We start from the raw sequence: 26,945 nt of genomic DNA, 5'->3' as shown, positions 1-26,945 counted from the left end.
AAAAATCAAGGCTGTGTTACTACAAAAAAGTTACTGTTTGGGGTAAAAGTATAGGTCTGATTGGTAGATCCGCCCAGTGTAATATTAATTTCCGGATAATACGTACTGCCGTTCGTTAAATAGGCTGCGAAAATATAGGTTCCGGTAATTGTGGTTCCCGAAGTATTGATAGACTGTGATGATCCTGAAACTCCGTTTATGGCAAAACTGATAACCGGTGTAGCTCCCGTTCCGCTTCTCGTAAAGTTATACGCAATAGAAAAAACTCTTACTCCGTCGCCTTTTGCTGTAAATTTGCCTGTTGAAATATCAAATTCATTTAAATTATCTGCCACCTTTCCACCGAATGTTTTATTGTTTAAAGCAATCTGTGTGGTAGAAGAAGTTCCGGCAGTAATCACAAAACTCTGTGTTCCTGTATTGGTTGCCGATGCTCCGGATTTATCCACTGTTGTAGGTTCCCATTGCGAAGTTGTACCATTATATTTGAGGTATTGTTTATCTGTGGGTACGGCTGTACTTACATTGGCTCCCTGCAACTGATTGGCATTCCATAAAGGAGCCGTATTATTTACCGTAACCGAAGTATTTGCTCCGTTTACAACAGCACTTGTTCCGTTAGTAATGGTTACCGGATTTGTAGCCGTGGAAGAGCTTGTACCTGTATTAAGATCATTTCTGGTGATAGCGATTGTGGCTGTTCCTGTAGAAGCACTTACTGTGATGGGAGCTGTTGCAGATAAACCCGTAACACCTGTATTTGATAATGTTCCGGCAGATAATCCCAATCCTGATCCCAGTGTAATATCATTCAATTGCCCGTTTGCATCTGCTCCCAAGACTTTTGTAGCAGTACTTGCCGTAGTATTGGATACCCTTGCTGTACCCGCAACATCTAATGTAGCTACAGGGTTTGTAGTATTCCCAATTCTGGTATTCCCAAATAAAATGTTGTTGTCTGCATCTGATTGATAAATACCATATTGAGAATCTGTACCGTTTATAGTACCAATGTACAAACCGTAACCATTCTTAACCTGAGAAGCAGAAACTTCCGAACGCAACCCTATGGATTGAGTACCTGTACCATAAGTCCCCGATGAAATAAAACCCTCTACACCAATTCCATTGCCAGAGATATTACCTCCAGTAAGCAGACCTCTTACCCCATAAATATTGGGAACAGAAAAATTTCCTGCCCCCCCAACTTGTGCTTTTAATCCCGCAACATAGCCTGATCCAGATACAGTTCCTGCGTTATTAAAAGTTCCATCATAAGCAGCGGTAAAAAGACCTGGAGTTGCAGTAGTAGTTGTTGTACGAATAGTAACTGTACTTGCATTACCACTAATGGTTTGTCCGCTGTATGTAGCTCCATTATCTAAAAATAAATTTTGAAAAAGACCTCTTATGGGAGCTGTTCCTCCACCACGAAGGACGTCAAACAAATACGTTCCAAAATAATTGTTATTGACAGCTCCTGTTACAACCGAGTTGAAGCGTACATTTGCCGTTCCTGAATTTCCAGCTGGAATACTGGTAATTTCGTTCCCAACGGCAAAACTGCTTGGAAGGTTTTGATAACTAGTCGAAAGTGTAGCTGTTCCTCCAGTCCAGTTTCTATCAGCATCTTGAACATTGGGCGATGCAGATCTGTCTAGGATATTTCCATAATGTACGTGACCATTGCTGTTCTTTACACGCATAATCTCGCTGTTATTTACTTTAACCTGAAAATCTTGAGCATCTGTGGTTCCTAAAAATTGAGTTCCAGAAGGAACAGGATTGGTTCCAGAATTCCCAGTAAGTGCCCAGAAATTTCCATTGGCAACACCAGTTCCATTGACTACTTTCTGCCAAACCTTATTGCTATCGAAATAGTAATATCCTTCTGAGGTTACGTTTATTGTTTTTGTCGTAGTAGGATTTGCTGCTGCTGTTGCATACACCAAGGTTCCTATTTGTGGAGTATCATACAGAGCGTCTTTTGCTTTCAATTCATCTCCTGTAAGACGTGGAGCAAGAATTCCATCTGCAGCATTTACGTCTGTTGGATTTCCAGCAACGTCCAATGTTGCATTGGGGGATGTGGTATTGATCCCTACTTTTCCGGGAGATGTCTGTGCATTTGTTAAAATTCCGGTCATGGATAATACCATTACGAGTACAATTTTTCTATTCATGTTTTTTTATTATTTAATTCAAATAATTTGATTGAGATCCGATAGTATCAACAAGTAAGCTGAGAGGATGTAGAAGAATTAAAAGTTGGGCAAAATTATCATTTATCGTTCTTCAAAATAAACGAATGATTCAACAAATTACGATTTTATATAATAAAAAAACAACATCAAAAAATTGAAAATCAACAACTTAAACCCATCAATATAATTTTTTATTCTCCATGTATTTTCGGAGTAAAAAAGACCTGAAAATTTCAGAATATTCCATAAAATCCGAATTAATGGAATACATTTTTTTTAAGAATTAATCTTTTTAAAGAAATTTGCTTCGGTTAAAAGCTCACTCTTTTTATTAAACTATTTAAAGTAATTTCAGAGTTAATCAAAAAAGATCATTTAACATTATGATGAGAATTTCCAAGGTTCTCAGAAGAAAAAAATCAGAAGTTTTTTTACTGAACTTCTGATTCTTTATTATTAAAAAAACACAAATTATGGCTTATAAATCTATTCACATTGGCACACTCATACATCAGAGGGTAAAAGAAAGCAATATGGATATGAAGAGAATTACACATTTTTTTAAGTGCTGTGAAGAGCAAATTCAAAAACATTTTGAGAGTAAAGACATCCGATGCGAAGATCTGCTGAAATGGTCTAAGCTGTTAGAATATGATTTTTTCAGGATTTACTCGCAGCACCTGATTTTGCATGCGCCCCAGAGAAATGTAAATTATAACAAAAGATCTTCTGGGAAAACCTCGTCTTTACCGCAATTCCGGAAAAACATCTATACCAAAGAGATTATTGAGTTTATTCTGGAAAAGGTAAATAACGGAAAAATGTCTAAAAATGAAATTATGGATCAGTATAATATTCCTAAAACCACCTTATATAAATGGATTTACAAACATGATAAAAGTCTCATCAGGCAAAATGAAACATCAATCACATAAAAATGCAGACCATATTACGCGGCATCAGCTTAAAGAAAAAAGCAAACAGGAAATCATTCATCTTCTAGGAGAAAAAAATTTAGACCATTCTGAAGAAGATCTGTGGATTTATGTAGAAAGAAAAAAAATAATGAAGAAAGTTCTGTATGTGTATTTTGAAAATGAAAAGGTAAGTTTTACAGTAGAAAGATATTATTATTGGTATGAAAGAATTAAAAAAACCGAATTATAAAAGAATTTACAATGATCTGTTGTCTGAAAAATATCCCGAAAAAAAGGAAAAATGCACAAAGCTCCTTTCCAAAAAACATCTGTCTTTTGTAGACATTATAAGACTGAATGAGCTTATATTCGGCAAGAACAATGAAGCTTTTAATCAGCAATACCGTTCCTACGACAAAAAAACAATATCCGAGATTCTTGAATATCAAAAAAAGAATAACCTCAACAATAGCCAACTTGCCAGTCATTTTAAAATGAGCAGAAATACCGTTACAAAATGGAAAAAAATAAAGGAAATAAATTTCATCCGATAAAAAAACACTTCATATATAACAGCGTCCTGATTTGTCGACTAATACCTGATTTTTGAAACAGCAGGACAAATTAATTCAACCTCAAAGTTGCAATTAAAAACCAAAAGAGGACTGATCCATTTTCAGTCCTCTTTTAATTTATACACTGTAAATCAATACACAATCATTGATTTCTTTTATTTTAGTTTGTAAGAACTTCCGTCCCAAACGTACGTTTTAGTAGCCTTTTTCTTCTTTTCACGGTCTTTTTCATCCTTTTCCATTTCTTTCATTTTAAAGATGAAAGCATTGGGAATTCCGTCTTTGTCATTCGGGAAGATAAATTCTTCGGAATGGTAATAAACATCGGCATCACCAACACTCATTAACTGAGGTAAAGCAATCAGTTTTTTATCTTTAAACAAAATATATTGGTCATAACTTGGAATTCCACAAGCTTCACCCGAAACAGTAGCTTTTAAAGTCAGTTCAACGTTTTTCAGCTTATGATTACTTTCCGTTGCAAAACTTCCGTAGCTTAAACTTTCTCCCGAACCTGTTTCAAAAGAAACCTCATCAATCAGTGTATTTCCTTCCATAACTTTTACAGAAGCGTAATTTTGTTGAATGGTTCCGTTAAAATCAGGATTTTTTTTCGCTAATGTTTTAGTAAGACCGAAAAGAAAATCGTAGCCATTCTTATTTCTGTACCCTACACAAAGATTTCCGCCCCAAACATAGCCTTCTGAAGTTGAATCGCCTTTCTGATAAGAAATTTTAAACCAGTTCGCTCTTCTTTCGCCTAATTTAAGGATCGTTTCGTCTTTTTTGAGAATTAAAATCTGCTGATTGCTCTGCAAAGAATCTAAAACCGGAGAATTAACATTCGGAGACTGTCTTATTCTCGTCCAGTCCGTGAATATTTTCTGTGTTTTATTTTCTTCAAAATCGAAAACTCCGTTTGCGTACACGTAATCATCTTCCTGCGCAGAGAAAATCTGAACAACGAATACAAGCAGAATGGTGAAAAAGGTTTTCATAAGATTTGGCTAAAACTGAGGTTAAGATTAAGGCTAAGATTGAGGTTTAGGCTAAGTGAAAATTTGATTATTTATTTTTCAAGCAGCAAGCTTACCCATTCTTCTCTCTGAAGTTTTTTTGTAAGCGTTAAACCGTTTTCCTTACACACTTCAAGAATATCATCCACATCAAAGAAACACAATCCGGAAAGCAGTAATTTCCCACCTTCATTTAGTACAGAAACATACGTCGGAATGTCTGAAATTAAAATATTTCTGTTGATGTTTGCCAAAATAATATCGTAATGTTCTTTGCCTAAATTTTCCGCAGTTCCCAACTCAATATCCAGTTCCACATTATTTCTTACTGCATTTTCTTTGGAGTTTTCCACCGACCATTCATCAATATCAATCGCTTTGGTTTCTCCGGCTCCGATCTGTTTTGCATAAATTGCCAGAACCGACGTTCCGCAACCCATATCCAGAACTTTTTTACCTTTAAAATCAATATCCATCATCTGCTGAATCATCAGATGCGTTGTCGGATGATGTCCTGTTCCGAAAGACATTTTCGGCTGAATAACAATTTCGTGCATTCCCGGAACTGATTCGTGGAACTCTGCTCTGATCAGTACTTTATCGTCAATATTAATCGGCTCGAAGTTCTTTTCCCACTCTTCATTCCAGTTGATGTTCGGCATTTCTTTAAAAGTATATTCAATTTTTACCTCATCATTCTGAAAAAGCGGCAGAGATTTCAGCTCTTCTTCATTAAATAATTCTTTCTGAATATATCCTAAAATACCGTTGATTTCTTCCGTAAAACTGTCGAAACCTATCTCAATAAGTTCTGCCATTAATATTTCGTTCCACGGCTGAAGCGGTGTGATTTTGAAATCGAATTCTAAATAATTTTGCATGTGAATAATTTGTTGCAAAAATAAAACTACTTTTTTGATTTATTGGAATATTGCTGGTTTTGTTTTTAAAGCGATTAGTTTTGTTTTTAACACAAAGTGCACGAAGATTTTCTTAATAGTGTACTGTATATTCTTCGTTCGCAAAGGCGTTTCACTCAGCGAAGGTAACACGGTTACTTTGTCATTTTGACGAAGGAAGAATCTATCTTTTTTATTTACTAAAACATTGCTGTTCTTGTTTTTAACGCAAAGTCCGCGAAGATTTTCTTTTAAAAACTTACTGGATATTTTTAAGTTCACTAAGGCGTTTCACTTAAACAAGCACAGAGAGAAATTTTTATTACATACTAATTATTTTTAAACTTATCCTTCAGTTTAACTGCAAATTCTTAATCTCTCTTAACTGCTTAAATGTTCTTAATGGTTTTCTTTGTCATTCTGACGAAGGAAGAATCTCGATTTCTGAAGGAAGAAAAATCTGTCGTTTATTTATTAGAGATTCTTCACTCTCACTTCGTTCCCGTTCAGAATGACAGATTTCCCGCAGAAAAAAAGCGAACCGAAGTCCACTTTTACAATTGTTTTGTATCTTGAGTCCGAAAAAAATCCAGAACTCAAAACTTTAAATTTTAAACTTTAAACCAATTATGGATTGGTAGAGAAAATAGAACCGTTTGCGATCAACGCTCTTCTGTTCATTTTTAAAATATCTCTTACCCACTCTGCAAAGTCTTCCGGCTGAAGAACTTTTTCAGGATTTCCGTCTGTTAAACCACCCTGAATCGACATATCTGAAGCAATCGTACTCGGCGTTAAAGTAATAACACGAATATTCTGTTTTCTCCATTCTGCCATCATTGATTGAGACAGGGAAACCACCGCTGCTTTGGATGCTGCATAAGCCGACATATTTGGTCCGCCCTTCAGACCTGCCGTAGATGCAACGTTAACAATATCCCCCTCTCCTTTTTCTTTCATGAAAGGATAAACCGCTTTTGCTGCATAATATACCCCGAAAAGATTGGTTTTAATCACCTGTTCCCAGGTTTCGGAAGGCATTTCTTCGATAGAACCGAAATCTCCGATCCCTGCGTTGTTAATTAAAATATCAACACCTCCCAATTGCTCGGCAATAGAATCGATTCCTGCTTTTACATGGATTTCATTATCAATACTGAAAACTGCGTAAGCCGATTTTACTCCCAGTTTCTGGATTTCATCGACTACCATTTTAAGGTTTTCTTCATTTCTTCCCGTGATGGCTACATTTACTCCTTCACTTGCCAAAGCTAAAGCCACAGCTTTTCCCAATCCTCTTCCGCCTCCTGTAACGATGGCATTTTTTCCGTTTATATCCATTTTTAAAGAATTTTTTATTCGTTGATGCAAATTTACGAAACATTAGCCGAGCTAAAAATCCGTATTATGATTAATTTATAAATAACCGCTTATGTTTAAAGCAAAACCGACTCCAAAGTAGAGCCGGTTTCTTTGAAAGTATAGTAATAAATGAAAATTAAGGAATAATAATCTGGTTCTGAACGTCAAATTCTTCTGTGGCAGAGAACTGGTTTCCATACATATCCGTTGCTCTTACCTCAACTTTATGCTTTCCTAAAGAAAGTTTTTTCGGGAAATCTCCGGTCCAGATGTGTTTTGAAGATTCCGGATTGGAAGGTCTTCTTCCGGGGAAAATATTCTGCGTAGTGTCCCACTTGAAAACCGACATTGCAAAACTCGGATCTACGGTTTCGTCATATTGCATTTCTTCCCATTTTTCGCCGTCTATTCTGTATTCTACTTTGTCTTTTTTGCTTCCTATGAAGAAGTTTGCCAAAACTTTAGCAGAAGTTTTTGAAGGGAAAGGAACTACTTTCGGAACATATAAATTGATCTGATAATCTTCCGGCTTTCCGGCAGTTTTATATTTTACTTTATATTCGTTATCGTTAAAACTGATGAAAGAATATCCTTTTGCTGTTCCGTCTCTCATCGTGGAAGTAGGCAATCCCAAATCATCAGAAGTTCCGGACCACCAATCGCCGCAGGTTGTTCCTACATTGTATTCATGAAGATCTTTTGAACCGTTCCATCCTGCTTTTTTCCCGTAAAAAAGCTGCTGCTGAACGTGAGTGTGCGCCGAAAGCAACAAAGCGTTTTTAAACGGAGCAAGGTTATCAAATAATTTCTGGCGGTCTGCGTTTCTGAAGTTGTCTTCATTTTTATGCTCCAGAGGAATATGGAAAGAAACAACGATTAGTTTATTTTTATCCACCAGTTTCAGATCGTTTTCGATAAACTGCATCTGATCTTCACGGAAACCTCCCCAATATCCTTTTCCATCGCGCGGATCGGGATACAAAATATCATCCAAAATAATAAAATGTACATTTCCGTAATTGAAGGAATAATTTGCAGGTCCGAAATTGGATTCAAAAGTCTCATCGGAAAGCATATCTTCTTTCGCTTCGTAGTTCATGTCATGATTTCCCATCACGTTATACCAAGGAAGCCCGATTTCTTTCATCACGTCTGCGTAAGGTTTTTGCAGGCTTAAATTATCTCCTACCAAATCTCCAAGACTGATTCCTAAAACCGCATTTTTCTTCGTGCTTTTTACTTCATTTACAATGGCTCTTCGAAAGTAATCCAATTGTTTTTCTGTGTAAGGCTGCGGATCTCCGAAAACCAGAATATCAAAATTTTTGCTTTCATTCTGTTTATTTAAGGCAAAATTAATTTCTTTCGGAAGCTCGCCTGTAGGTGCAGAACCTTTGTATTTAAAATCTGTGGGAGAGCCTTTTGGCTTGTACTGATAATAATATTGAGGAAGATTGTTTGCATTTAGAGGAGTCATGTAGCCGGAAGGTTTGATGACAAAAATGGTCTGTCCGTCCTGAACAGGAAGACTGTATCTTCCGTTTTTATCGGTTAACACAACCTGAGCTCCGTTGGAAACCGCCACTCCTTCGATTCCTTTTTCTTTGTTTTCCCTCTTCTGATTTTTGTTGCTGTCTTCGTACACATATCCCGAAACAGAAGCCTGTGAAAATGCCATTACTGAAATTAAAAGACAAGGCATTAAAAATTTTATGTTCATTGTATTGATATTTACATTTAAGTTTTGGCTAAAGCCAATCTAATTATTTCTCTAAAATCGGGCTAAAGCCCGATCCTACGGATAAGTTTATGGTTTATTCCACCACATTTTAATATTAATATTGTCTCCACCCATTGCCTGAACTGCTGCATTGTAGTTTGCCGTGTTCATTACTTTGGTCTGGGTAGGATACATAAATCTTACCGGCATCTGTCCATTGTTCTGAAGCCCGCCGTTGTTCGGTAAAACCGGGAATCCTGTTCTTCTGTATTCGTACCATTGCTGATGGTCTACAAAGAATAAGGAAATGTATTTCTGAAGCATAATTCTTTCAAAAGTTCCGTTGTAAGACACATTAGCGTTGGTAAAATAATTGGCTGGAACAGTGGCTCCCCATTGTTCAATGATCGATTTTACCCCGTTTTCATAATAGGTCTGGGTATTTCCTGTAATAATTCCTTTGAAAGAAAGCTCTGCAAGGATAAACTGAACCTCAGAATAGGTCATGATTAAATCTTTCAACGGCGCTTTTGCAAGATTCTGGTTGAAATTCGAAGGCTGATAATTGAAAGCACTTCCCAAAGCATATCCTGAAGGAGCACCTTTGTAACCGATGTTTGCATTCGTTGCCAGATCTTTTGCCTGTGTGAAGAACATGCTCATTCTCGGATCATTATTGTTTTTCATGGCATTCACAAAAAATTCTCCTGCGGCACGGTACGCTGTAAAATCCTGTGGTCTTGCGATCGGCGGAAGGTAAGGTGAAATTCCTGAAATCGTTAATAAAGCACTGTCTGTATTGTTCTGGAAAATCGGATATGTGGCAGGATTGCTTACAATTTCCTGAATTCTTTCATGAACGTTGACTTCTCCGTTCCTTTTCAGAATTCTCGTTAACAATCTTAATGACAAAGAATTACAGAACTTCTTCCAGTTAACGATTCCCGTCACATTATTATTGGCATTATAGAAAAGATCCGTTTCCGTTAATGTTTTGGTGGTATCGAATAAACTGTTTGCTGTTTTAAGATCATTTAAAAGCTGAACATAAATCTCTTTCTGGCTGTCGTATTTCGGGGTGATGATTCCCTGATCGATTTTTACCGCTTCAGAAAAAGGAACATCTCCGAAAGCATCGGTAAGATTGGAGTAGATCCACGCATTCAAAACCATGGAAATTGCCAGATAATTGTTGTTCTGCTCTTTTTTGGCAAAAGTTCTCAGGTCATTCACCTGCTTCAGCCATTTGTAAGAGGTATTCCAGACACCGTTTCCGCTTCCTTCCGTCATGTAATATCTGCTGTACGTATTTCCTTCATTCGGAAAATCCAGACCGATCTGCATGATATCGAAAGTGAAATCATTGGCTCTGCTGTATCCGTAGTTTGCCATTTCGTACTGAATGGGAGCAAGAAGGCTTCCTACAGACGGATTGAGAATTTTACTGGTATCTGTGTTGATTTCTTCAAAATTTCTGTCGCAAGAATTGAAAATAAAAAGTGAAGCAACCAAAGCTATGTTGATGAATAATTTTTTCATTTTTTTAAGATTTAAAATTTAAGATTTAACTGAAATCCAACGGTTCTGGCGGTTGGAAGCTGCCCCATTTCCACTCCGGGAGTAATGGTTGCGTTATCTAAAGTTGCTACTTCAGGATCAAACATCGGGAACTTCGTCCACATCCATAGATTTTTTCCGAAAATAGCTAAGGTAAGATCCTGCAGTCCTAAAGATTTTATGGTTTCTTTCGGGAAAGAATAGGCGATTCTTGCATCTCTCAGTTTGATAAAATCTGTGCTGAATGTATTCGTTTCCACGTTGGCTCTTCTGTAGTATTCTGCATAATAAGCAGATACGGTAACCGCTTTTGTATTCGGGCTGTAAGAACCGTCCGGATTCTGTACAACTCCTTCTCCTACGATCATTCCGTTCGGATTGTCTCTTCCCGGAAGTGTAGATTTCAGTTTTCCCTGTTCCGACATTTTGTGATGCGACTGCGAATACGCAACGCCACCGTACTGACCATCGAATGAGAAGCTTACGGTGAAATTTTTAATTTTAAAATCATTCTGTAGACCGGCTCTCCATTTCGGGAATGCATTTCCTACTTTTTCTATTTCTGCAGGTCTTAAAGGCAATCCTGCGTTGTCATAAACAACCTGTCCCTGACTGTTTTTTACCAGTTTGAAACCATACATATCTCCTAAAGAACCTCCTACAACGGCTTTATAAAAAACCACTCCTCCCACGGTTGAAATAATTCCGTCGAAACCTTCGGACGTGGTAAGTACTCTGTTTTCGTTGGCAGACCAGTTGGCTCCGATCATCCAGGAGAAGCTTTTGGTTTTAAAAGGTGTTGTATTTAAAGATAATTCCATACCTCTGTTTCGGATTTTTCCTGCGTTGATGATTCTTTGGGAATAACCGCTTTCATAAGGAAGAGAAACCGGAATAATCTGGTTTTCACTCATGTTCTGATACAGCGTGAAATTAAAATTCAATCTGTTTTTTAATACGCTGAAATCCATTCCCGCTTCTACGTTGGCATTTTTTTCAGGCTTAAGATTAGGATTATTGAAGATATTTCTCGCCACCACACTTCCTGTGATTGAACTGGTATCGTAATAGGTATCCAACTGATAAGGAGAACCGTCGATTCCTACTTTTGCCCACGAAGCTCTCAGTTTCCAGTAATTGAAACGGTCGCTTTTCAGTTTAAAAATTTCTGAAAGGATGAAACTGGTACTTACGGAAGGATAAAAGAATGATCTGTTGGATTTCGGAAGTGTGGAACTCCAGTCGTTTCTTCCGGTAACATCCACAAAGAATTTATTGTCGTATCCCAATGTTACCAAACCATAGACACTGTTTACCTGTTCGTCTCCCGGTCTCGGATATTTTACATCAATTCCAAGCGCATTGGTAAGGTTGTATTCTCCTGCAATTTTCAATCCGTTCGCCTGATAATCATTCATCACATACTGATTGTAACGGATGCTTCCTCCGGCAGATGCAGAAATATTGAATTTATTAAAGTTCTGTTTGTACGAAAATAAAACATCGTTGTTGTATTCGTGATTTTTAATGTACTGCTCTCTGTAGAATCCTTTTGCATAATTGGCGGAACTCCACGGACGTTTTGTTGTTCTTTTTTCGTTCAGCACTTCCAGTCCGGATCTCAACATGAGGCTGAAATTTTTATTGAACTGATAATCTGCCGTAATGTTTCCGAAAATCGTTTTTTTATCCACTCCGTTCAGCATTTCATAAGCGATGAGGTAAGGATTGTCGATAAATGTACTGAAAGGGTGAATCTGATCGATCTGAACCTGTCCCGGTTTCCAGATGGGTTGATACCATGCAAGATCCACATTCGGATTCTGGAAGATCATGAAATAGGAAATCGACTGGTTATTGTATCCCGTTGCCGGAAGATTGTCACTTGAAGTTTTATTGAAAGTAAATTTGGTGGATACTTTTAATTTTTTAGTTAACTGATGCGCGAACGACAAAGCAAAATTCAGTCGGTCGAAACCTGTATTCGGCATCATCCATTCGTTATTAAGATAGGTAAGCGATGTTCTGAAATTGGTTTTATCATTGGAACTTTCCACCGAAAGACTGTTAGAATAAGTAGAACCTGTTCTCCAGAATCCTTTGATATTGTCTTCATAAGCTCTCCAAAGCTGTCTTTCCTTACTCTGTCCACCAACGGTAGGATCATACTGAAAATAATACTGTCCTGCGAATTTCGGTCCGAAAGCACTGCTTGTTCCTCCCGTACTTACGCCGTCTGCAGAAGCGCCGTAAGAATAATAAAATTGACCTGCTGTATTTTTAGCCAAAGTTCCCTGTCCGTATTCGTACTGCCAATCCGGCCATTTCAGAACCGTATCATAACTTGAATAGGAATTGAAGGTTACCTGAATTTTTCCGTTTTTACTTTTTCCTGATTTTGTGGTGATCATCAAAGCTCCGTTCGCAGCACGGGATCCGTATAAAGCGGCTGCAGAAGCTCCTTTCAGAACGGTTACTGATTCAATATCATCGGGATTGATGCTGTTCAGTCCGTTTCCTAAATCAATCGGAACATCCCCTCCGGAACCCGCTCCGTAAGCCGGAGTTCCGGTTCCTGTGGTGGAATTTCCCAGAGGAATTCCGTCTACAACAATCAATGCGTAATTATTATCCAATACCATCGACTTTTCGCCTCTTAAAGTAATTCTGGAACTGGCAAGCGGTCCCGCTCCGGCAGTCTGAACCTTCAGTCCTGCAACTTTTCCCTCCATAGACTGAGCCCAGTTGTTGTTCTGGGTTTCTTCGAAAGTGCCGGAATTTACTTTTTCGGCAACATAACCTAAAGATTTGTCCTGTCTTTTAATCCCCAAAGCGGTTACCACCACTTCGTCGATATTTTTAATGGTATCTTTTTTAGCCTTTTGCTGAGCCGCCAGATTTACACTGACAAGTCCTAGTAATGATAAAATGAGTACTTTTTGTGTCTCTTTACGCATATCCTTTTTGTTTGCGCAAAACTAAAACGATATTACGAGTAAGATTTTAATACTATTTTAACATTTATTAAAGAATTATTAAACGCCATATTAATTAAACCTTAATAACATTGCACAGTCAACTGGTTAACAACAGGTTAAAAGAATGAATAATTTTTAATATTTTAAAGCTGATTTATTTCCCTAATTTTATTGTCTTTTCCTGAGTAATTAAGGGATACCACAAAGTTGTCTGAATTTTAAAAGAAGTTTTTAAAACAAAAAAGTCCGCCTCAAAAGAGACAGACTTTCTGTATAAAGATGACATGATCTTATTTTTTAAGCTGATCCGGAATATTGGTAGTGATGAAACCGATTCCCTGCTTTTTTAATTCATTGGCAATGGCAACGTCATTTACCGTCCATGCATTGGTGATCAATCCCAAAGCTTTTGAATCTGCAATCCATGTAGGATTTTTCTGGAAAATGCTGTAATGGTAATCGATCCCATCCAAACCTTCGTCCTTGATCTGCTGCGGAGAAAGCTCTCCTTTCAAATACTGAACTTTAAAAGTGGGTTCCAGTCTTTTAATTTCCTTACAGATATTTAAGCTGAAAGAAATGAAATCGCATTGCGCTCCAAGCTTCATATCCTTGATCATTTTGATGGTTTTTGCCGTCAGTTCATCCTCTTTTTCCTTCGTTTTGTCAGGCTTTATTTCAACCACAAGTTTTAATGACTTATCTTTTTTTCCCTGTTTTAAATAGTCTTTCAGGGTGGGAAAATCTTCACCGTTGGATAATTTTACTTTTTCCAGTTCTTTAAAATCGGTTTCGGAAATTTCCATTTTAGCGTGATGTTCGTCGTGGTTTACCACCAAAACTCCGTCTTTCGTCATTCTCACATCGAATTCAGATCCGTAAATCTTTAAATTCTGTGCATTTTCCAACGATTTCAGAGAATTCTCTGTCGTGGGCGGCTGCGTCTGCCAATATCCTCTGTGTGCTACGATCTGGGTTTGTGCCTTCATTACTACTGTGCTTAAAACTGCGAACCCTAAGATAAAATTTTTCATAATATAATTTGAATAGTATTCGAAAGTCTTTCAACTTTCAGATAAAGGTATATAAATTTATTTAAGTGAATAGTCAATCGTGCGTCCTTCGCTGTCAATTCTCAATCATTTAATATTAACAATTGACTTGCAAAGCAAAATTGACCATTTACATTTTTTACATTAAACTTGTCTAAACTTTTTTACCGCAAAAGATTGTAACACTTTAGTTATTTAAGTTGAGTACTTAAATGTAAAAAAAGAGCACATAAGTTAAAAAAATCAAAGATTTTTCTCTTGCAGACTTTTGAAATACTTTAAATAAATCCAACAAAGTCTTTTGTCTCTTTTGCGGTTGAATTTAAAACTAGTTTAAACATTCTATTTTTAAATTAAAAAGAATATTTCGCTCCGATCTGGATTTGGTAAGGATTTCCTGAAAGTGGCTCCAGTCCGCTTGTATTCAGGCTGTACTTAAACTGTTTTGTTGCCTGATCAAATCCTGTAATTCTGTACAGCGCCGTATTTCCGTAAGATTTGTTAACGCCCCATTCTTTGTTAAGCAAATTGGCAACGTTGAAAATATCCACTGAAAGCTCAAAGGCTCCGATTTTTTCAAATTTGATTTTCTTTGCTACACGAACGTCCCAAACTCCGTAGAAACCGTTCTTTCCGCCGTTTCTTTCTGCAACTTTGTTGTTGTAATCTGTAATGTAGTTCTTCAAAGCCTGTCCCACTTCAGGATTATCAATTAAAGTCTGTGTAAGATTCGGAAAAATGTAAGCTAAATCGTTCGTGTCTACGAAATCTCCGTTTACATTTCCTCCTGCCGTTACAGAGAAACGGGTTCCGCCGATTCCGGCATACCTGATTCCCAAAGTAAATCCTGCAATCGTTGGTGAATTACCATAAATCACGACTTTGTTTCTGAACTGGTTGTCCGAATACGACATTCTTAAGTTTCTCGGATCTCCTGAAACCATGGTAGACAGTGTTGCAGAATTGGCTACGTTTCCGTTATACGAAGTATTGTCTTTGATGTCTGCCCAGGTGTAACTTGCTGTAATTTCTCCGTCTTTCCAGTAACGGTAACTTGTGTCTAAAACGAATGAAAACTGATTGACTTTTCCATCACTCACCAATTCCAGAACTCTTCCGAAATTTTTGTTGATTCTTCCATCTTTCCAGTTCAGCGTTCCGTTGGCTGTGATCGTTGCTGCAGGAACAAAAACGCCTCTTCCTCCTTCATTATCCAGCGTAAAATAAGGATTTGTCACCATATTTCTGTCGTAATAGAAATAGTTGTTTCTTCCCAACGTCATGTAACCCGCAACTCCCGCTCTGAATCTCTCGTTGAAGAAATGCGTGTAAGAAACATTGGCTTTATAAACCACCGGAATTTTTGCATCTTTTCCTGTATAGTTAATGGTAGGAATCTGATTCTGAGCAAGTGTAGGAACAGTGCTATAATCATTTCTATAGCTATTAAAGTTCGGAATAGGAACATCTTTGCCAGTCACATCCACTGTTGCCAAATGTCTTCCGTCAAACACCAGATTATTGATAATCATATAATTGTTGATGTCTGAAGAGAAAATTCCGGCTCCGAATTTCAGGAAGTCTTTATTTCCTTCATTAATATTCCAATCGAACTGGAATCTTGGCTGAATGATGAATGATTTGATCTGATTATCTGTCCGGATTCCCATTTCATCATACAATTTCTGGTTAAAGCCTGCTTTCGGATAGCCTCCGTAATCTAATCTTAAACCCGCCATTAAATCCAGACCTTTTGCAATTTTTGTCTGAATCTGTCCGTAAACTCCCAAGTTATAGATATTGGATTTCACGGAAGGATCTTCCATCAAAGGAACTTCTCTGTAAAATCTGTACGCAACAAGATTATTAAAATTAAATAAATTATCTCCACCGTTCACAGTAGGATTTTCCCTGAAGTGGAACCTTCCATTCACTTCACTTCCATACACAGATTTTGCCATCGTATACATTAAATCTGCTCCGAATGTATATTTAATTTTATCCGTATTGTAGTATAAATTGTCTACGATCTGGAAAACATTATTCCTGAAACTCTCCTGCGCAAAACGGTGTCCTCCGATCTGAATATTGGTCGCCTTGTCTTTTCCATCGATGCTGGTTACGATATTTTCGACAATGGCTCTCGGAACGGGATGACCAAGCTGATCGTTCTGATAACTGTCCTGAAACGTGTAAAGATACTGCGCCTTCAGTTCATTCGTCATATTCGGTTTTAAGTTGGATCTTAAAGTCAATAATAAGCTGTTATCCAGATTTTTATCATTTCCATAGGATTCAAATGCATTGATCGCTGTGTTGTCTCCTAAACCGTTTTTGTTCAGATCGTAGGTGAAGTTATTTCTTAGAGTTAATAAGTTTTTATCGTTAATCTGCCAGTCTAAACGCAAAAATCCGGCATCAGAATTTCTCACTTTATCAAAACTTCCGAACTGCGGTGTATTTCCAACCCCATATTTGGCTCTTGCAATATCAAGGAACTTATTTAAAGTAGCCGTTGTGGTATTTAATCTCAATTCGTCGTCATGAGATTTGATATCGGCAATCTGCAACGGTCTAGAATCCAACTGATGATCCCATGCAACGAAGAAATGCAGTTTGTTCTTAATGATCGGTCCGCCTAAAGAGAACCCAAACTGGGAAGTGGAAAAATCGTTGTTGATTTTATTTCCTCTGATGTCATATTTGCTCGAAAGCCAATTTGTTCTTAAATATTCCCATGCACTTCCAGAGAATGTATTCGTTCCGGATTTTGTAACCGCACTCACGGTTCCGCCTCCGCTTCTTCCTAATGTGACATCATATTGATTGGTGGTTACTTTAAATTCACGAACCGCTTCGATGGAAATAGAAAACGGAGCATTGCTTCTGCTTGTCGTAGAACCTGCAGATGTAGGATTTTTCGCTGTCATTCCGTCGATGGTAAAATTCGTGGAAGAGCCCAACTGTCCGGAAATACTTCCGTTTTTACCGCTCAAAGGTGAAAGTTCAGCAAGGTTGTTGAAGTTTCTTCCGTTTACAGGCAAAATTCCGATGTTTTTGGTTGTGATGGCTGTTGCCGCACCTAAATTCCCGATTTTGTTTTTTAAATTTCCGGTAACAACAACTTCTTCAATGCTTTTCTCGCTTCCCAGATCTACGTTTACCGTTACCTGATCTCCAAAATTCACATTGTATCCTTCCCTTTTTTCATCATTTACGAATACCGTATAAGGTCCGCCCAAAGGAATTTCTTTGAAAATATATTCCCCTTTCGAATTGGTTTCCGTTTCCGTTTTAAACCCTGTCGATTCATTTACAATGGTTACTTTTACCTTTTCCTGCGGAGCTTTTCCGGTTCCGGTAACTTTTCCTACAATGGAAGCCTGAGTGGTCTGCGCATACGCAAGAGTTCCGAAACTCAGAAACAATAACCCCAATACAATCTTTACTTTTTTCATATTTACAAATTAGCTTTGCAAATGTATTTTGACTTTCAGGATCCTCTGTTTAAGGGAGTTTTAACATTTTTTAAATTATATGGGAACCTTATGTTACCTGAATTTTAACCCCGATTTTATCTGGTGGATAATCAGTGGGTTGAAATATGTTACAACTTTTTAATTTTCGCAGAATATTTAATTCCCTTATTTTTTAAATTGGAATTTCTTTTATTTATTTTTGCTGAAAAGATAAAAACCCGATGTCCGAAAACATACAACAAAAAATAGAAGATCTGCGAAAAGAGCTTCATCAGCATAACGAAAATTATTATCTCCTTGATACTCCGACGATTTCGGATTATGATTTTGATATGCTGCTGGAAGAGCTTCGTGATCTGGAAGCCCGATATCCCGAATTTTTCGATGAAAACTCTCCTACCGTTCGTGTCGGCGGAGGAATTACCAAAGTTTTCCCCACGGTTCAGCATAAATTCAGAATGTATTCTCTGGATAATTCCTATGATTTTGATGATCTTGAAGACTGGGAAAAAAGAATTATTAAAACGATTGACGAACCGGTGGAATTTGTTGCCGAACTGAAATATGACGGTGCTTCAATCTCCATTTTGTATGAAAACGGAAAACTGGTTCAGGCAGTAACTCGCGGCGATGGTTTTCAGGGTGATGAAATAACGGCAAACGTTCGTACCATTTCGGATATTCCTCTGAAACTGAAAGGTGATTTCCCTGAACATTTCTTTATGCGCGGTGAAATTTATTTAACCCGAAAAAATTTCGATAAAATCAACAAACAGCGTGAGGAAGAAGGTCTGGATCCGTTCATGAATCCCAGAAATACCGCAAGCGGAAGTCTGAAAATGCAGGACAGCGGCGAAGTGAGAAAACGTGGGCTTTCATCGGTTCTGTATCAGTTTATTTCAGAAGATATTCCTGCAGCATCGCATTGGGAACTGCTTCAGAAAGCGCAAAGCTGGGGTTTCAAAACTTCTCAGCAGGCAAAATTGTGTACCTCTTTGGATGAGGTTAAAGAATTTATTAATTTCTGGGATGTAGAGCGTCATAATTTACCGTTTGAAATTGATGGTATCGTTTTAAAAGTCAACTCTTTAAAACAGCAGAGACAGCTTGGATATACCGCAAAATCTCCACGTTGGGCAATGGCTTATAAATTTAAGGCTGAAAAAGTGGAAACCGAACTGCAAAGTGTTTCCTATCAGGTCGGAAGAACAGGAGCCATCACTCCGGTTGCGAATCTGAAACCTGTGTTATTAGCCGGAACGATCGTAAAGAGAGCCTCGCTTCACAATGAAGATATTATTAAAAAGCTGGATCTTCATGAAAATGATTTCGTTTATGTAGAAAAAGGCGGTGAAATTATCCCGAAAATTGTCGGCGTCAATACCGAAAAAAGAACGGAAGAAAGCAAGGAAATTGAATACATCAAAAATTGTCCGGAATGCGGAACTGAACTTGTAAAAATTGAAGATCAGGCAATTCATTTCTGTCCGAATGATCTTCACTGTCCGCCACAGGTTGTGGGAAGAATGATCCATTATGTTTCGAGAAAGGCTTTAAATATTGATAATCTGGGAAGTGAGACTATTGAGCAGCTTTACAGGGAACAACTGATTGAAAATCCGGCAGATTTCTATGTTTTAACAAAAGAACAGCTTCTTCCGTTGGAAAGAATGGCAGAAAAATCGGCACAGAACATCATTTCAGGAATCGAAAAATCCAAAGAAATTCCGTTTGAAAAAGTTCTGTACGGAATCGGGATAAAACACGTCGGAGAAACAGTTGCAAAAAAACTGGTTAAAAATTTCCCGACCATCGAAGATCTGAAAAATGCAACGGTGGAAGAGCTTTGCCAAGTGGAAGATATCGGAACCAAAATCGCGGTAAGCATCGTGGAGTTTTTTGCAAATTCCGAAAATATTTTGATGATCGAAAGGTTAAGATCTTACGGAGTACAGCTTGAAAAAGGCGAAAGTACGAACGAAGTCCTGTCGAATGTTCTGGAAGGAAAAACATTCCTTTTTACTGGGAAATTATCATTATTTACAAGAGAAGCAGCAGAAGAAATGGTGGAAAAACACGGCGGAAAAAATATTTCGGCAGTATCCAAAAACCTGAATTTCCTTGTGGTGGGCGAAAAAGCCGGAAGCAAACTGAAAAAAGCACAGGACATCGGAACAATTGAGATTCTGGATGAACAGCAGTTTCTGGATTTGGTAGAAAAACAGTAAAAATTATAAAAATATTTAACATAATAAACCATTGAGATTAATTTTCAATGGTTTATTTTTGCTTTTAATTAAAAAAATAAACTAATAACTAATAATACATGAGAAAAATCTATTTAATCATTTGTATCGTTTTATGTGCTGTTTTTCAGGCACAGATTTTGAATATTCCGGATGCGAATTTCAAAAATATTTTACTCACTAACTCTACATCTTTCGCATTGAATATCAACGATTTTCCTACAGTTATTGATACTAATCATGATGGAGAAATTCAGGTGACCGAAGCTGCAAAAATAAAGTCGTTAAATTTTGATAAAATGATAATCCCTAATTCCTCTTATTATTTTGATAATATCGTTTCAATGGAAGGTATTAAAAGTTTTACCAAACTTGAGAGTCTTAGGATTAATAACTTTCTTCTTCTAACATCTCTTGATATTAGTGATAACGTCTACTTATATAAACTTGACATCTCCCAATGTTATGCACTTTCATCAGTTAATATCCAAGGTTGCAGCCAATTATACGATCTTGATATTTTCATGGCAAACCTTCCTTCTATTAATCTTTCCGGGTTAACAAATTTATATAGTGCTGATATTCAGTTATCACAACTTAATAATATTTATTTAAATAATAATATTAATCTAAATTCATTAAATCTGGCAGTGAATAATCTTCAGTCACTTCCTGTAAACCAAACACCTAATTTACAATATTTAAATATTTTTAATAATAAATTTACAACGCAGGATTTCAGCTCTTTTCCACAACTTTTAGGGATTAGATGTACGACTAATAAGTTTACAAGCATTGATTTTTCCCAAAATCCAAATCTGGCGACTTTTTTATGCGATTCAAATCCCTATCTTCAATCATTGTTTATAAAGAATGGTATCAACAATTTTACCCCAAATAATAATTCAACTTTTTCCAACACTCCTAATCTTGTTTACATTTGTGCCGATGATTCAGAAATATCGAATGTAAGCGCTTTATTACCATCTGGAAGTTCCTGCGTGATAAACTCTTACTGTTCTTTTACACCGGGTGGAGTAAATTATACCATTCAGGGAAATACAAAATATGATGGTAACAATAACGGTTGTGATGTTAATGACAGTAATAAAGCTTTTCAGAAATTCAATATTACCAACGGAACGGTTTCGGGAAGTTTAATTGCGAATGCATCAGGAAATCATTCAATTGCTGTAGGTGCTGGTTCTCACACAATAACTCCGGTTATTGAAAACCCTTCTTATTTCAATATTTCACCCACAAGCTTAACAGCAAATTTTCCAACGCAAACGAGTCCATTAATACAAAACTTCTGCCTTTCAGCCAATGGAGTACACAATGATCTTGAAGCAGTAATTATTCCGATTAATGCGGCAAGACCAGGCTTCAGTGCAAAATACAAAATCGTTTATAAAAATAAAGGAACCGGAACACAATCCGGAACTTTATCTTTCAATTATAATGATAATCTGATGGATTTCTCAAGCTCATCTGTCACAGTAAATTCTCAGTCAACCGGACTATTAAACTGGAATTTCAGCAACCTGAATCCTTTTGAAACCAGAGAAATTACAATTACTTTTGCTTTAAATACTCCTACGCAAACTCCTCCGTTAAATGGTGGCGCGGTTCTTAATTATACCACTCAAATTAATGGAGCAACGGACGAAACTCCTCTGGATAATACATTTACGTTAAATCAGACTGTTGTCAATTCTTTCGATCCGAATGATAAAACGTGTCTGGAAGGAACTTCCATTACACAAGCAAAAGTGGGCGACTATGTTCATTATGTGATCAGATTTGAGAATACCGGAACTGCAAATGCGCAAAACATTGTCGTAAAAGATGAGATTGATACCTCGAAATTTGATCTGTCCACACTAATTCCGTTAAACAGCAGTCATAACTTTATAACCCGAACTATCAATCCGAATACCGTAGAATTTATTTTCGAAAATATTCAGCTTCCTTACGCGGCAGGAAATAATGGCGGATATGTTTCATTTAAAATTAAAACAAAATCCACATTAAATATTGGAGACAGCTTCAGTAATACTGCAAAAATTTATTTTGATTATAATGCTCCGATTGTAACCAATACTTACACAACAACTGTTCAAAACGTATTGTCGACGTCCGAAATGGCATCAAAAAACAATGAAGTTTCGATCTATCCGAATCCTGTAAAAGAAGTTTTAAACATTCAGTCTAAAAATGAAATTGTAAAAGCTGAAATTTACGACGCTTCAGGAAGAATATTAAGTTCAGCATCGGTAAAAGGAAATTCAATGAATGTTTCTGAACTTGCCAAAGGAAACTACATCATTAAATTATCCACAAAAGATAAAACATTCGTTCAGAAATTCATTAAAAATTAAACTGATCTGAATACTATTACCAAAGACTGTCTTTCAAAGGCAGTCTTTTTTTAGCTATGTTCCAAAATATACAGAGCATCCGAAATTTCCCTTGCAAAACTTTCATTCCTCTTTTCGAAATAATAAAAACCTTCTTCAAGACTTTTCGCATTTTCTTTGATCCATTTCAGAAATTTTTTATGATCCGATTCATTCAAACTTTTATTTTTCAGGTTTTCGTTGACAAAATCCTGATAATAATACCGGATAAAATCCACATAAATCATAAAGCTGTTTTGGGCAATATCTACTTTCCAGTAGTCTAATAATTTTTCAATTTCACCAGCCATATTATAGACTTCGAAAAACAGATCATTATCAAAAAAAGTCCTGTTTTCTAAGAAATACTTCCACCATTCCAAAAGAAAAGTGATAACCGCTTCTTTTTCAACATCATTCCAGATTTCCCATTTTCCGTACTTCAGTTTTCCGAAAATACCAAACGGATGGATTCCCAGATCATGATCGATACAAAGTTCCAGTATTCTCGGCAGGAAATGTTTAAAATCATCCACATTTCCCCACGTTGTCATTGCTTTGAAAGCATATCGGGAAAGATCCTCTTCTTCGAGTTCTCTGAGTTCCTTACTATGAATTTTCTCTTTGTCACGATCCGAAACGCAACAGGGGCATCCCTCTATAAAAGACCGGATTTCATATTTTGAAAAAACAGAATATAAGTTTTCAATCGACTTTTTCAGACTTTCATTCAATGGTTTAGTATTTTACGATACAATATACCTCATTTGGATTTTTATCAAAAGAATTATTGTAATTTTATTTAGTAAAATCTTCAAAATGGAATTTTTAAAAGATCATTACGTCATCCAGAATGAGCTTCTGCTGATTTTTATCTCCGTTCTTCTCGGCATTTTCATCGGAACGGAGCGGGAATACAGAAATAAATCGGCAGGTTTGCGTACTTTTATTCTGGTCTGTTTCGGATCCTGCCTGTTTACAATACTTTCCATTAAAATCGGAGTTGCCAATCCGGATCGTCTTGCTGCCAATATCATTACCGGAATCGGCTTTTTAGGAGCAGGAGTTATTTTTAAAGGGGATAATAAAATCGACGGAATTACCACTGCCACAACCATTTTTGCAACCGCTTCCATCGGAATGGCAGTCGGATCCGGATATGTTTATCTTTCTCTCCTCGGAACGCTACTTATTTTATTGGTTTTAAACTACTTAACCTATTTTGAAAAATTTATAGACAGGCATCATAAAATCCGGGAGTATAAAATTGCAGTCGTCAATTATCATGATATTCAACACTGTGAAGAACTTTTTAAGAAAAACAATCTGAAATTCATCCTCGCAAAACAGCAGTACACACAGGGAAATTTATCGACAACATGGGTGGTTACAGGAAATAATACCAATCATGAAATTTTAATGAAAAGCCTAATGGAAGATGATAAAATAATTGCCTATCAGTTTTAATATCACCGATGTCAATAAAAAATCTCTTAAGATGAGGGATTTTGGAGGTTGCACTATTATTTCTTTTTAAAAATATACAGGGTTTTATTGGGACCATCAATCGGTTTTCCTTCGATATCAAGCTGTGTAAGTGTATTTTCCCCGACTTTATATTTGTATTTTGAAATTTTTCCGTTTAAGGTAATAATGCTTCCGGAAGAATCCCATTCAAAAGTTCCTGTATCTTCATTTTTAGAATTTCTTTCCAGATATTCTTCTGTAATTTTAAAAGCTTTGTCTTTACTTAAAACAAGGATGGTTTTAATTCCGGGGCAGTCAGCACATGGAACTGTGGCTTCATACGTTCCGTCCCAGTCCAAAGAATTTTCTGAATTATCAGATCCCGAAACAGAATCTGTTTTGGTACTGTCCACCGGAGCCTGAATCGCCATCGGATCTGTTTTAGGGTTCATCTCCACTTCAGGATTTTTGTCTTTTTGCGTACAGGAAACCACAAGCGATACAAGAACGATTCCCAGAATCTGAATTGAATTTTTCATAATAAATGATTTAGCGTGAATGCTTTTTCAGCAGCAAAAATTAAGCCGCCTGATGGTTTCTTGTTGATGGTTAATAGATCGAACTGATTAAAGATTAAACCTTATGATCAATCCTGATACAAAAATTTTATTTGTTTTTACTTTTCTAGAATAATCGTTATGCTGAATTAAAATTTTGTTTTTGAAAATAAAAGAATCATAAAATATTAAATTTGAACAGCCTCTAAAAAAACAATCAACTATCAGCCAATTTTAACCCAAATCTCCCTTTTTCTTTGTAAATTGGGGCAAAATTTTGATTATGACAAAAAAGATACTTCTATCTGTATTTCTTTTGCCGGCTGTAATGACGTTTGCACAGCAATACGGCGGAATGTGGATTCCAACGGAGCTTAATGAAAAGGAAATGAAAGATTTGGGAATGAAAATCTCTGCAAAAGACATTTTCAATCCGCAAAAAGCAAGCATAAAAGATGCGGTAGTACAATTCAACGGAGGCTGTACCGCGGAAATTATCTCGCCAAAAGGGTTATTGCTTACCAATCACCACTGCGGTTACGGACAGATTCAGTCTCACTCTACGGTACAGAATGACCTTTTATCAAATGGTTTCTGGGCAAAAAATCCTCAGGGAGAACTTCCGAATCCGGGAGTAACGGTAGACTTTATTGTTGATATCAAAGAAGTAACTTCTCAGATTTTAGAAGGTACGGATAAACTTCAGGAACCTGAACTTTCTAAACAGATTGCCAAAAATATTGAGATTTACAAAAACTCTCAGAAAACAGAACCTTATCAGTCGATTTCTGTAAGATCCATGTATTACGGAAATAAATTCTATGCTTTCACTATCGAAACATTCAAAGATATTCGTTTGGTAGGAGCGCCGCCTCAAAGCATCGGAAAATTCGGTTCAGATACAGACAACTGGGTTTGGCCAAGACATACAGGAGATTTCTCCATGTTCAGAATCTATGCTGATAAAAACAATAAACCAGCGGAATATTCTAAAGACAATGTTCCTTACGTTCCGAAACATTATCTTCCGGTTTCCATTAAAGATAAAAATGAGAATGATTTCACTTTTGTATTCGGATTCCCGGGAAGAACCACAGAATATCTTCCTGCGATTGCGGTTGAAAAGATCATGAAAGACACCGATCCTGCGAGAATTGCAGTGAGAGATGTTGCTTTGAAAACGCTGGACGAAAAAATGCGTACCGATGATGCCACAAGAATTCAGTATGCTTCAAAATACGCTTCGGTAGCCAATTACTGGAAAAAATGGATCGGCGAAGTAGAAGGTCTGAAAAAATCTAACGCGGTAGAGAAAAAAGTACAGTATGAAAACTCTCTGATCGCTAAAAACAAAGATATAAAAACGACTTTAGATCAACTGAACAAACTTTACAACGATCAGGCTCCTTATGCATTAAACAACGCATATTATTCTGAAACCATCAGAAATGCAGAAACATTAATGCTTGCCAATCTTTTCTACAACTACGTTACTGCGGTTGAAGCCGGAAGAATGGACGAAAAAGGAACCACTTCCTTTAAAAACAGGCTGACTTCTTTCTACAAAGATTACAATGCAGAACTTGATGCAAAAGTTACGGCAAAATTACTGGCTCTTTATGCCAATAAAACGGCTCCGGAATTTTTACCTGCAGGATTTGAAAAATATAAAAATGAAGCGCAAAATCTTCAGACGATTGAAGATGACTCTAAAAACTCCATCATCACAGGAAGAACTGAAGTAAACGGAGCTTTTCTTAGTAAAGATATCGAAAAAGCATTCTCCAATCAGGATAAACTGATCAAGACATTGAAAAAAGATCCTGTTTATCTGACTTATTTATCCATGAGAGATACCTACATCACAAAAGCGGATCCTCAGTTCACGTCGATGCAGACGAAAATTGACGCTTTACAGAAGACTTATATGGCACAGCAAATGGCAACGGATAAAGACAGAAAATTCTTTCCGGATGCGAACTCTACGCTTCGTGTAACGTACGGAAAAGTGAAAGGTTCTTCTCCGAGAGATGCCGTTTCTTACAATTATCAGACGCATTTGGCGGGTGTAATGGAAAAATATGTTCCGGGAGATTATGAATTTGATGTTCCGAAAAAGCTGATTGATCTTTACAGCAAGAAAGATTTCGGAGTGTACAAAGATAAAACCGGCGATGTTCCTGTAGGATTTACAGCAACCAACCACACAACTGGAGGAAACTCCGGAAGTCCGGCTCTTGATGCCAACGGAAATCTGGTAGGACTGAATTTCGACAGACAATGGGAAGGAACAATGAGCGACATTAATTATGACCCTCGTTTCAGCAGAAATATCATGGTGGATACGAAGTATATTCTTTTCATCATCGATAAATTTGCAGATTCCAAATGGCTGATTGATGAGATGAAGATTGTAAAATAATTTTTAAAACATATTTAAAAGAGTCTATTTAAATTTTTCAACGGATTTAAATAGATTCTTTTTATTTTTGACAGATCAATGAAAAGAAAAATCAT

At 36.9% G+C, this 26,945-nt stretch carries 18 protein-coding genes; 7 read left to right on the top strand and 11 right to left on the bottom strand.

What is annotated here, in order from left to right; translation table 11 throughout:
• Positions 1–5: 5 nt before the first annotated feature.
• Positions 6–2,183, bottom strand: a complete 2,178-nt coding sequence (locus tag B0E34_RS03675) for a beta strand repeat-containing protein (protein ID WP_087706859.1) — start codon at positions 2,181–2,183, stop codon at positions 6–8.
• Positions 2,184–2,677: 494 nt separating this feature from the next.
• Here B0E34_RS03675 and B0E34_RS03670 point away from each other — a divergent pair, with 494 nt between their 5' ends.
• Genes B0E34_RS03670 through B0E34_RS03660 form a run of 3 tightly spaced genes read left to right on the top strand, consistent with a single transcriptional unit; the run spans position 2,678 to position 3,675 of the window.
• Positions 2,678–3,139, top strand: a complete 462-nt coding sequence (locus tag B0E34_RS03670; RefSeq protein ID WP_087706857.1) for a transposase — start codon at positions 2,678–2,680, stop codon at positions 3,137–3,139.
• Positions 3,120–3,371 carry a hypothetical protein gene (locus B0E34_RS03665; protein ID WP_087706855.1) on the top strand — a complete coding sequence of 84 codons (252 nt, stop codon included), beginning with the start codon at positions 3,120–3,122 and terminating at the stop codon, positions 3,369–3,371. The genes B0E34_RS03670 and B0E34_RS03665 overlap by 20 nt, the downstream gene beginning before the upstream one ends.
• A complete protein-coding gene (locus tag B0E34_RS03660) occupies positions 3,343–3,675 on the top strand; it encodes a transposase (protein ID WP_087706853.1) in 333 nt (110 codons plus the stop codon). Before B0E34_RS03665 ends, B0E34_RS03660 begins: the two co-directional genes overlap by 29 nt.
• A 176-nt stretch (positions 3,676–3,851) precedes the next feature.
• Here the strand turns inward: B0E34_RS03660 and B0E34_RS03655 are convergent, their stop codons facing one another.
• The 8 genes from B0E34_RS03655 to B0E34_RS03620 all read right to left on the bottom strand — a co-directional run bounded on the left by B0E34_RS03655 (position 3,852) and on the right by B0E34_RS03620 (position 17,738).
• On the bottom strand, positions 3,852–4,694 hold the full coding sequence (locus B0E34_RS03655) for an SH3 domain-containing protein (protein WP_087706851.1): 843 nt from the start codon (positions 4,692–4,694) through the stop codon (positions 3,852–3,854).
• A 71-nt stretch (positions 4,695–4,765) separates the two neighbouring features.
• Complete coding sequence (gene prmA / locus B0E34_RS03650; protein WP_087706849.1) at positions 4,766–5,593, bottom strand: 50S ribosomal protein L11 methyltransferase; 828 nt, start codon at positions 5,591–5,593, stop codon at positions 4,766–4,768.
• Between the two features lie 645 nt (positions 5,594–6,238).
• Positions 6,239–6,952, bottom strand: a complete 714-nt coding sequence (locus tag B0E34_RS03645; RefSeq protein ID WP_087706847.1) for a 3-ketoacyl-ACP reductase — start codon at positions 6,950–6,952, stop codon at positions 6,239–6,241.
• Positions 6,953–7,109: 157 nt separating this feature from the next.
• A complete protein-coding gene (locus tag B0E34_RS03640; protein ID WP_087706846.1) occupies positions 7,110–8,693 on the bottom strand; it encodes a calcineurin-like phosphoesterase C-terminal domain-containing protein in 1,584 nt (527 codons plus the stop codon).
• A gap of 87 nt (positions 8,694–8,780) precedes the next feature.
• On the bottom strand, positions 8,781–10,232 hold the full coding sequence (locus tag B0E34_RS03635) for a SusD/RagB family nutrient-binding outer membrane lipoprotein (RefSeq protein WP_087706844.1): 1,452 nt from the start codon (positions 10,230–10,232) through the stop codon (positions 8,781–8,783).
• A gap of 11 nt (positions 10,233–10,243) precedes the next feature.
• Positions 10,244–13,207: a SusC/RagA family TonB-linked outer membrane protein gene (locus tag B0E34_RS03630; RefSeq protein ID WP_087706842.1), complete on the bottom strand. Its 2,964-nt coding sequence runs from the start codon at positions 13,205–13,207 to the stop codon at positions 10,244–10,246.
• A gap of 311 nt (positions 13,208–13,518) precedes the next feature.
• Positions 13,519–14,262, bottom strand: a complete 744-nt coding sequence (locus B0E34_RS03625) for a glycerophosphodiester phosphodiesterase family protein (RefSeq protein WP_087706840.1) — start codon at positions 14,260–14,262, stop codon at positions 13,519–13,521.
• Positions 14,263–14,633: 371 nt separating this feature from the next.
• Positions 14,634–17,738: a TonB-dependent receptor gene (locus tag B0E34_RS03620; RefSeq protein WP_087706838.1), complete on the bottom strand. Its 3,105-nt coding sequence runs from the start codon at positions 17,736–17,738 to the stop codon at positions 14,634–14,636.
• Between the two features lie 242 nt (positions 17,739–17,980).
• Between B0E34_RS03620 and ligA the strand changes: the two genes are divergently transcribed.
• Both ligA and B0E34_RS03610 read left to right on the top strand, forming a co-directional pair.
• A complete protein-coding gene (gene ligA, locus B0E34_RS03615; RefSeq protein WP_087706836.1) occupies positions 17,981–19,987 on the top strand; it encodes an NAD-dependent DNA ligase LigA in 2,007 nt (668 codons plus the stop codon).
• Positions 19,988–20,085: 98 nt separating this feature from the next.
• Positions 20,086–22,386 (top strand): T9SS type A sorting domain-containing protein, encoded by a 2,301-nt coding sequence (locus B0E34_RS03610; protein ID WP_087706835.1) that lies wholly within the window; start codon positions 20,086–20,088, stop codon positions 22,384–22,386.
• A 50-nt stretch (positions 22,387–22,436) separates the two neighbouring features.
• Here the strand turns inward: B0E34_RS03610 and B0E34_RS03605 are convergent, their stop codons facing one another.
• Positions 22,437–23,138: a hypothetical protein gene (locus tag B0E34_RS03605; protein ID WP_087706833.1), complete on the bottom strand. Its 702-nt coding sequence runs from the start codon at positions 23,136–23,138 to the stop codon at positions 22,437–22,439.
• 85 nt (positions 23,139–23,223) lie between these two features.
• On the opposite strand from B0E34_RS03605, the gene B0E34_RS03600 reads away from it, so the two are divergent.
• A complete protein-coding gene (locus B0E34_RS03600; protein ID WP_087706831.1) occupies positions 23,224–23,871 on the top strand; it encodes an MgtC/SapB family protein in 648 nt (215 codons plus the stop codon).
• Positions 23,872–23,927: 56 nt separating this feature from the next.
• On the opposite strand, the gene B0E34_RS03595 is transcribed toward B0E34_RS03600, so the two are convergent.
• On the bottom strand, positions 23,928–24,410 hold the full coding sequence (locus tag B0E34_RS03595) for a copper resistance protein NlpE (protein WP_087706829.1): 483 nt from the start codon (positions 24,408–24,410) through the stop codon (positions 23,928–23,930).
• Positions 24,411–24,711: 301 nt separating this feature from the next.
• On the opposite strand from B0E34_RS03595, the gene B0E34_RS03590 reads away from it, so the two are divergent.
• Entirely contained in the window at positions 24,712–26,850 is a 2,139-nt protein-coding gene (locus B0E34_RS03590) for a S46 family peptidase (RefSeq protein WP_087706827.1), read from the top strand.
• The last annotated feature ends 95 nt before the right edge of the window (positions 26,851–26,945 follow it).

This window comes from Chryseobacterium mucoviscidosis (assembly GCF_002177115.1).
GTDB classification, from domain to species: Bacteria; Bacteroidota; Bacteroidia; order Flavobacteriales; family Weeksellaceae; genus Chryseobacterium; species Chryseobacterium mucoviscidosis.
This window is presented reverse-complemented; position numbering and strand designations above follow the sequence as displayed.

What these genes read in the sequence shown, in the direction of transcription:
- B0E34_RS03670 (WP_087706857.1), top strand. Translation starts at nt 2,678, where the DNA reads ATGGCTTATAAATCTATTCACATTGGCACACTCATACATCAGAGGGTA.
- B0E34_RS03640 (WP_087706846.1), bottom strand. Translation starts at nt 8,693, where the DNA reads ATGAACATAAAATTTTTAATGCCTTGTCTTTTAATTTCAGTAATGGCA.
- B0E34_RS03660 (WP_087706853.1), top strand. Translation starts at nt 3,343, where the DNA reads ATGAAAGAATTAAAAAAACCGAATTATAAAAGAATTTACAATGATCTG.
- B0E34_RS03635 (WP_087706844.1), bottom strand. Translation starts at nt 10,232, where the DNA reads ATGAAAAAATTATTCATCAACATAGCTTTGGTTGCTTCACTTTTTATT.
- B0E34_RS03630 (WP_087706842.1), bottom strand. Translation starts at nt 13,207, where the DNA reads ATGCGTAAAGAGACACAAAAAGTACTCATTTTATCATTACTAGGACTT.
- B0E34_RS03620 (WP_087706838.1), bottom strand. Translation starts at nt 17,738, where the DNA reads ATGAAAAAAGTAAAGATTGTATTGGGGTTATTGTTTCTGAGTTTCGGA.
- ligA (WP_087706836.1), top strand. Translation starts at nt 17,981, where the DNA reads ATGTCCGAAAACATACAACAAAAAATAGAAGATCTGCGAAAAGAGCTT.
- B0E34_RS03645 (WP_087706847.1), bottom strand. Translation starts at nt 6,952, where the DNA reads ATGGATATAAACGGAAAAAATGCCATCGTTACAGGAGGCGGAAGAGGA.
- B0E34_RS03665 (WP_087706855.1), top strand. Translation starts at nt 3,120, where the DNA reads ATGAAACATCAATCACATAAAAATGCAGACCATATTACGCGGCATCAG.
- B0E34_RS03590 (WP_087706827.1), top strand. Translation starts at nt 24,712, where the DNA reads ATGACAAAAAAGATACTTCTATCTGTATTTCTTTTGCCGGCTGTAATG.
- B0E34_RS03610 (WP_087706835.1), top strand. Translation starts at nt 20,086, where the DNA reads ATGAGAAAAATCTATTTAATCATTTGTATCGTTTTATGTGCTGTTTTT.
- B0E34_RS03655 (WP_087706851.1), bottom strand. Translation starts at nt 4,694, where the DNA reads ATGAAAACCTTTTTCACCATTCTGCTTGTATTCGTTGTTCAGATTTTC.
- B0E34_RS03600 (WP_087706831.1), top strand. Translation starts at nt 23,224, where the DNA reads ATGGAATTTTTAAAAGATCATTACGTCATCCAGAATGAGCTTCTGCTG.
- prmA (WP_087706849.1), bottom strand. Translation starts at nt 5,593, where the DNA reads ATGCAAAATTATTTAGAATTCGATTTCAAAATCACACCGCTTCAGCCG.
- B0E34_RS03625 (WP_087706840.1), bottom strand. Translation starts at nt 14,262, where the DNA reads ATGAAAAATTTTATCTTAGGGTTCGCAGTTTTAAGCACAGTAGTAATG.
- B0E34_RS03595 (WP_087706829.1), bottom strand. Translation starts at nt 24,410, where the DNA reads ATGAAAAATTCAATTCAGATTCTGGGAATCGTTCTTGTATCGCTTGTG.
- B0E34_RS03675 (WP_087706859.1), bottom strand. Translation starts at nt 2,183, where the DNA reads ATGAATAGAAAAATTGTACTCGTAATGGTATTATCCATGACCGGAATT.